This is a genomic window from Geminicoccus sp., from assembly GCF_035556675.1.
Classification (GTDB): Bacteria; Pseudomonadota; Alphaproteobacteria; order Geminicoccales; family Geminicoccaceae; genus Geminicoccus.
In genome coordinates, this window is the sequence record NZ_DATMFZ010000179.1 from 1 (window position 1) to 7,047 (window position 7,047).

General features: G+C 70.7%; 7 protein-coding genes. 2 read left to right on the forward strand and 5 right to left on the reverse strand.

What is annotated here, in order from left to right:
• From VNS22_RS13280 to VNS22_RS13300, 5 genes are all read right to left on the reverse strand, one after another.
• A partial coding sequence (locus VNS22_RS13280; protein WP_325733144.1) for a YybH family protein occupies positions 1–188 on the reverse strand: 188 nt, incomplete at its 3' end.
• Between the two features lie 193 nt (positions 189–381).
• The gene (gene ligA / locus VNS22_RS13285; RefSeq protein ID WP_325733146.1) at positions 382–2,460 is read right to left on the reverse strand and encodes an NAD-dependent DNA ligase LigA; all 2,079 of its coding nucleotides are present in this window, start codon (positions 2,458–2,460) and stop codon (positions 382–384) included.
• 64 nt (positions 2,461–2,524) lie between these two features.
• Positions 2,525–3,055: a hypothetical protein gene (locus VNS22_RS13290; RefSeq protein WP_325733148.1), complete on the reverse strand. Its 531-nt coding sequence runs from the start codon at positions 3,053–3,055 to the stop codon at positions 2,525–2,527.
• A 151-nt stretch (positions 3,056–3,206) separates the two neighbouring features.
• Positions 3,207–4,865: a DNA repair protein RecN gene (gene recN / locus VNS22_RS13295; RefSeq protein WP_325733150.1), complete on the reverse strand. Its 1,659-nt coding sequence runs from the start codon at positions 4,863–4,865 to the stop codon at positions 3,207–3,209.
• Positions 4,866–4,896: 31 nt separating this feature from the next.
• The gene (locus VNS22_RS13300) at positions 4,897–5,745 is read right to left on the reverse strand and encodes an outer membrane protein assembly factor BamD (RefSeq protein WP_325733152.1); all 849 of its coding nucleotides are present in this window, start codon (positions 5,743–5,745) and stop codon (positions 4,897–4,899) included.
• Between the two features lie 111 nt (positions 5,746–5,856).
• Between VNS22_RS13300 and VNS22_RS13305 the strand changes: the two genes are divergently transcribed.
• On the forward strand, positions 5,857–6,231 hold the full coding sequence (locus VNS22_RS13305) for a helix-turn-helix transcriptional regulator (RefSeq protein ID WP_325733155.1): 375 nt from the start codon (positions 5,857–5,859) through the stop codon (positions 6,229–6,231).
• A gap of 20 nt (positions 6,232–6,251) precedes the next feature.
• The coding region (locus VNS22_RS13310) for an aminoglycoside adenylyltransferase domain-containing protein (RefSeq protein WP_325733157.1) at positions 6,252–7,047 on the forward strand (796 nt) is incomplete at its 3' end.

The following is a 7,047-nucleotide window of genomic DNA, read 5'->3' on the forward strand; positions in this document are numbered from 1 at the left end:
GGCTGCAGCGTGTGGTCGGTCGCCCCGCTGCCGATCACGCCCGTGAAGAACTGCTCGATGCCGGCCGTCCCCTCGATGACGTCGTGCGTGGGCGGCAGCAGCATGGCGTCGTCCGTGTAAAGGCTGGCGACGGTCTTCGCGTCGCCCTGGTTGAACGCGGCATCCCATGCCTCATAGGCAGCCTTCACCTGCCCTTCCATAGTCTCGGCGCTGGCCGTCACTGACAGCATGGAAGTGGCCGCCGCAATTGCGGCCAACATGATTCGCATTCTCATCTCGTCACCTCTCAGGATGGAGAGGATCGATGATATCATGACATCGCCCGTCGCACGAGTTGTACAAGGCGATGTTGTCCGGCTCGTAATATTGCCCAGCTCGTGGCTAGGTGCCGCTGGTCATTTCCAGGAACTGCTGCTCGGAGAGGGTCTGTACGCCCAGTGCCTGGGCCTTGGCGGCCTTGGAGCCGGCATCCGCGCCCACCACCAGATAATCGGTGTTCTTCGACACGGACGAGCCGACCTTGGCGCCGAACCGCTCCGCCCGGGCCTTGGCCTCGGCACGGCCGAGCGTCTCCAGCGTGCCGGTGAAGATCACGACCTTGCCCGAGAGCGGGCTCTCGATCGCCCGGGGCCGGGCAGCGTCCGTGATGGTGAGCTCGGCCGCCAGCGCGTCGACCGCCGCGACATTGTGCGGCTCGGCGAAGAAGGCGGTGAGCGCGCCGATGAGCGCACTGCCGACCCGGTCGACATTGTCCAGATGGGCCAGCTCGTCCGGGTCGCCGGCGGCGAGCTTCAGCATGCCCTCCCGCCAGGCGGCGTAGCTGCCATAGGCGCGGGCCAGCAGCCTTGCATTGACCTCGCCGGTGAAGCGGATGCCCAGGCCCAGGATGAAGCGGTCGAGCGGGATGGTGCGCCTTGCCTCGATCGAGCGGACCAGATTCTCGATCTTGCGCTTGCCCCAGCCTTCCAGCTCGCCCAGCCTCGCCAGACGTTCCGGATCGCGGGCCAGCACGAACAGGTCGGCCGGCTCGCGCAGCAGCCCGGCCTCGATCAACTGCGGGACCTGCTTCTTGCCCAGCCCCTCGATGTCGAACGCGTCGCGCCCCACCAGGAGCTGGAGCCGGCCCGCCACCTGGGCAGCACAGATCAGGCCGCCCGTGCAGCGCCGCACCGCCTCGCCCTCCAGCCGCACCGCGTGGCTGGCGCAGATCGGGCAGGTGTCCGGGAAGACATAGGCTGGGGCACGGTCCGGGCGGTCGGGGTCGACCACCTCGACGATCTGGGGGATCACGTCGCCGGCGCGCTGGATCAGCACCCGGTCGCCGACGCGAATGTCCTTGGCCTGGATGAAGTCCTCGTTGTGCAGGGTGGCGCGGGCCACGGTCACCCCGCCGACATTGACCGGCTCCAGCTCGGCCACCGGGGTCAGCGCGCCGGTGCGGCCGACCTGGATCGTGATCTCGCGGACCGTGGTCTGGGCCTGCTCGGCCTTGAACTTGTGGGCGATCGCCCAGCGAGGTGCCCGGCCGACGAAGCCCAGCCGCTCCTGGAGCGTGATGTCGTCGATCTTGTCGACCACGCCGTCGATCTCGTAGGCGAGATCCGGCCGCTGCCGGCCGATCTCGACCTGGTGCGCCACCAGCTCGTCGGCGGTGCGGCAGATCCGGGTGAGCGGGTTGACGACGAAGCCCCAGCCGCGCAGCCGGTCGAGAAAGGCCGAGTAGCGCCCGGCGACCGGCGGATCCGCCTCGCCCCAGCCATAGGCGAAGAAGCGCAGCGGGCGCTTCGCGGTGATCTTGCTGTCGAGCTGGCGCAGCGAGCCGGCCGCGGCGTTGCGCGGGTTGGCGAAGGGGAGCTGGCCGGCCTCCTCCTGCTCCTCGTTCAGCCGGGCGAAGGCCGGCCGCTCCATGTAGACCTCGCCGCGCACCTCGATCACGCGCGGAGCCTCGCCGTGCAGCCGGGTCGGCACGTCCTTGATCGTGCGCACGTTGGCGGTGACGTCCTCGCCGGTGGTGCCGTCGCCGCGGGTGGCGGCGCGCACCAGCACGCCGTCCTCATAGCGCAGCGAGCAGGACAGGCCGTCGATCTTGGGCTCGCAGACATAATCGTCCTGGACGTCGTCCGGGCGCTTGAGGAAGCGGCGCACGCGGGCCACGAACTCGTGGATCTCCTCGGGGTTCATGGCGTTGTCGAGCGAGAGCATCGGCACGCGGTGGACGACCTTGCCGAACGCCGCCACCGGGGCGGCCCCCACCCGGTGGCTCGGGCTGTCCGGGCGGATGAGCGCCGGGAAGCGCGCCTCGATCGCCTGGTTCCGCCGGCGCAGCTCGTCATACTGCGCATCGGTCAGGCTCGGCCGGTCCTGCTGGTAGTATTCGCGGTCGGCTTTGGCGATCGCTTCGGCCAGGCGCTGCAGCTCCGCGCCGGCGGCCGCCTCGTCCAGGGCGTCGACATCCGTCATCGGGTTGCCCCGCGACGCACTGGCCTGATCCGCGATGCTGGATGATCCCGACCCAACCGACACCTCACCCTCTCCGATAGACCCTGGCCACCAGTTGGAGGCACTCGACCGTCCCCCGGTCGATCTGCAGGTACTTTCCCTGGCTGGCCTTGCGGGCATGCCGGACGAACAGATCCGCCGGAAGCTCGAACAGGTCACACGCGGTGCCCTGCCGGTCCCAGAAGCCTGCATGGAGATAGTGGAAGCGCCCGAGCAGGCCCGGCAAGACGTTGATCCGCTCGCCCAGGCCTTTGGCGCTCTTGATGAGCACCCGCGTGCCGTCGGGCAGGCCGTAGATGTTCGCCGGCTCCTGGACGATCCTGGTGGCTCGGAGCTGCCCTGCCAGGAACGCCGCCGCCTCCTTGCCGAACGCGGCCGCCGCCGCGCCCGAAGCCCGGTCCTGTCCGCCGGTCCTGGGCTGGGCCGGGATGGCCAGCTGCTGACGCGCCAGCCGTTCGAGCGCGGCACTGCGGGAGCCGTTGGTGTATCGCGCCGCGAAGCGGTCCAGCCCGGCCAGCACCTCGTCGTCGAGACGGCAGGTCACGATCGTGGACATGGCCAGCTCCTGAAGCCGTATACCGCTGCATGGGCCGGGGCAGAAGCAGCCGGCGGCCGTATACGGCTGTTGGAGGTATCGCGGGTGCAGTAGCTCGCCGCTCCCGGGGGAGCCGGAACCAGACGGCCGTTCCTGACGCGCAGACGCCGGCTCAGGTGACGGCATCCTGGATCAGGCTGTCGGCCGCAGCCCGGGCGGCGTCGGTGACCTGGGCGCCGGCCAGCATCCGCGCCACCTCGTCGCGGCGCTCCTCGCCCTCCAGCGCTTCCACGATCACCCGGGTGCGGTCCTCCTCCTGCAGCTTCACCACCCGCAGATGGCTCTGCGCCCTGGCCGCCACCTGCGGCGCGTGGGTCACCACCAGCACCTGGCGCTCCTCGGCGAGACGGGCCAGGCGCTCGCCGATCGCATCGGCAGTGGCCCCGCCCGTGCCGGCGTCGATCTCGTCGAACACCAGGGTCTCGACCGGGGTCAGCCGGGCCAGCACGACCTTGAGCGCCAGCATGAAGCGGGCCAGCTCGCCGCCGGACGCGATCTTGCCGATCGGCCCGAACGGCTGGCCCGGATTGGTGCGCACCTCGAAGGCGACCCGCTCCGCCCCGTGCTCGCCATAGGCTTCCGGCTCGAGCGGCGTGAGCGTCACCCGCAGAGTGGCGCGTTCCAGCTTGAGCGGCGCCAGCTCGGCCGCGACCGCGTCGGCCAGCATGCCGGCTGCGCGCTGGCGGGCGGCGGTGAGCGCCTCGACCGCCGCCAGGAAGCGGCGGTGCAGGGTCTCGGCCTCGGCCTCCAGCCGGACGATGTCGGCAGCCCCGGTCTCGATCCGCGCCAGGGCCGCCACGAACTCGTCGCGCAAGCCTTCCAGCTCGTCGGTGCCGACGCGGTGCTTGCGGGCGAGGGCGCGCAGTGCGAACAGCCGCTCCTCGACCTCGTCAAGCCGGCCCTCGGCGTGGATCAGCTCGCGCAGCCGCTCGCCCGTGGCCCGCTCGACATCGGCCAGCTCGGAGGCGGCACGCTCCAGCCCGTCCACGATCTGCTCCAGGCTCGGATCGTCGATCCCGGAGCGGTCGAGCTTGCGCTGGGTCCCGGCCAGCCGCTCGGCGGCCTCGGCCAGGCCCTTGGCGGCCTCGTCGAACAGGGCGATCTGCCGGTCGCGGGTCTGCAGGCGCTGGCGCTCGGCGGCCAGTTCCTCCTCCTCGCCGGGCACCGGGCCGAACTTCTCCAGCTCGGCCAGATGGGCGCGCAGCCGCTCCTCCTCGGCCGCCGCCTGCTCGACCGCATGGCGCCGCTCGTCGAGCCGCCCCTTCAGGTCGCGCCAGGCCGCCCAGGCGGCGCGCACCGCCTCCGCGTCGCCCTCATGGCCGCCGAACGCGTCCAGGAGGCTGCGGTGCCGAGCCGGGTCGGCCAGGCCGCGCTGCTCGAACTGGCCATGCACCTCGACCAGGTCGCGGCCGACCCGCTCCAGCGTGCCGATCGCCACCGGCTCGTCCTCGATGAAGGCGCGCGAGCGGCCATCGGCGAACACGACCCGGCGCAGGCTGATCTCCTCGCCCACCGTGATACCCTGCTCGGCCAGATGCTGGCGGGCCGGATGGTCCGGGGACAGGCCGAAGATCGCGGTGACCGAGCCCTGCTGGCAGCCGACCCTAACCTGGCCGCGCTCCGCCCGGGCACCCGTGGCGAGGCCCAGGCAGCCCAGCAGGATCGACTTGCCCGCCCCGGTCTCGCCGGTGAGCGTGGTGAGGCCCGAGCCGAACTCCAGGTCGAGCCGGTCCAGGAGCAGCAGGTCGCGGACGTTCAGGCTGAGCAGCATGAACCGGCCATGATGCTCAGAACTGGGGTGCTCAGAACAGGTTCGACAGCCATGAGCCGCTGTCCTCCGCTGGTGCCAGATCCCGGCCCTCCAGGAGGGCATAGGACCGTTCGTACCAGATAGATCCCGGATAGTTGTAACCAAGCACGGCTGCGGCGGCCTGGGCCTCCTTGTGCACGCCGAGTGCCAGATAGCTCTCGGTCAGCCGGAACAGGGCTTCCGGCACATGCGAGGTGGTCTGGTAGTTCTCGACCACGTTGCGGAAGCGGTTGATGGCGCCGACATACTGCTTGCGGTTCTCGTAGTAGCGCCCGATCTCCATCTCCTTGCCGGCCAGATGGTCGCGGATCAGGTCGAGCTTCAGCGTGGCGTCGCGGGCGTAGTCGCTCTGCGGGTAGCGGCGGACCATGTCCTCGAACGCGCTCTTGGCGCGCTGGGTCATCTCCTGGTCGCGCCCCACGTCGCTGATCTGCTCGTAGTAGCACAGGCCGATCAGGTAGTAGGCATACGGGGTCGCCTCGTCGCCCGGATGCAGGTCGATGAACCGCTCGGCGGCACCGATGGCCTCGTCGTAGGAGCTGCCCTCGTAATAGGCATAGGCCGCCTCGACCTGAGCGCGCTTGGCGAGCTCGGAATAGGGATGCTGGCGCTCGACCTCCTCGAACGCGGCGGCCGCCCGGTTCCAGCTGCCTTGCTGCATCAGGTCCTGGGCTTCGCCGTAGAGTTGCTCGGCCGGCTTGTCCGGCTCGACCAGGGCCTGGTCGGACTCACTGCCCCCGCCGCAGGCCGCCAATGCCAGGATCAAGGCCACGGCACCGGTGCGCAGGACGTGCCGCAACCGGATCCCGAGGACGCGGTCGCGAGGGTCGATCAGCGGCATTCCTTGTAGCCCGTTCCACCTGGGGTTATGATCATCGCTTGTCGGCAGGACCTTAGCCGAGCCGGATGGTGCAAGCCAGATGGGCCGGTTCGACGGCCGGAGGGCTGGCTGGTGGATCGCGAGACGCTGATCGAGCGCAAGATCGGGGAACGGCTGCGCCGTCGCCGGATCGAGCTCGGCCTGACCCAGGAACAGGTGGGCCAGGTGATCGGCGTGTCCTACCAGCAGGTCCAGAAGTTCGAGCGCGGTGCTAACCGGGTGAGTGCTGCGCGGCTGATCCTGATCGCCGAGCGGTTGCGCACCGACATCCAGTGGCTGTGCGGCATGGTCGACCTGCACCCGCCCAGCACTGCCTTGGCGGCCAAGGACTCGCCTGAGGCCGGCCCGGCCGAAGTGCCGTTCAGCCAGATCGACGACCCGGCCGTCCGCGCCGCCCTGAGCGGGCTGGTGCGTGCAGTGGTGGAGCGGCCAGGGGCCGGCCGCTAGTGGACTCTGGATATGCCTGCATGCGGCGGCACCTGCCCGACGCCGTGGCCCGCATGGTCGACCACTACCTGGTCCTGCTCGACCGGCATGGTGCTCCCAGGCCCCGTGGCCTCTACCTGGTGGGCTCGCTGGCGCTGGGCGACTACCAGGAGGGCCGGAGCGACGTCGATTTCGTGACCGTGATGCCGGCCCCGCTCACCTCGGACGAGCTGGACCGGGTGGAGCGGGTCCATACCGGACTGGCAGCACCGGACACCCCGTCCTTCGACGGCTGCTACCTGGACGTGACGCAGCTCCGGACGACGCCCGTCCGCCCGCTGGCGGTTCCCTTCAGCCTCGATGGCCGGCTGCGCCGGGCGGAAGCCTGCTTCGACGCCAACCCGGTCACCTGGTTCTGCCTGGCCCGCCATGGCCTCCCCCTGCTGGGCCCAGCCCCCGCGGAGCTCGGGATCGGCCTCGATGCCGCGGCACTGCGCGGGTTCCTGCGCGGCAATCTGGAGAGCTACTGGCGCGGCTGGGTCGCGCATGGCGTGGCGGCCATGGCGAGCAAGGGCGCTGACGACGAGGTGGCTGCCGGCACGGTCGCCTGGGGCGTGCTCGGAATCGCCCGCATCGACTGCACGCTCCGGACCGGCCGGATCGTCAGCAAGTCGGCGGCAGGCCGGTGGGGGCTGGAAGCTTATCCGGCCTGCTGGCGGGACGTGCTCGAGACGGCGCTGGCGGCACGGCAGGGGCGGATCGGCCGGCTTCCGGCAGCGGCGGCCGGGCGGGCGCTCGACTTCATGCGCGCCGCCCTCGACATGGCGACGCTGCCGG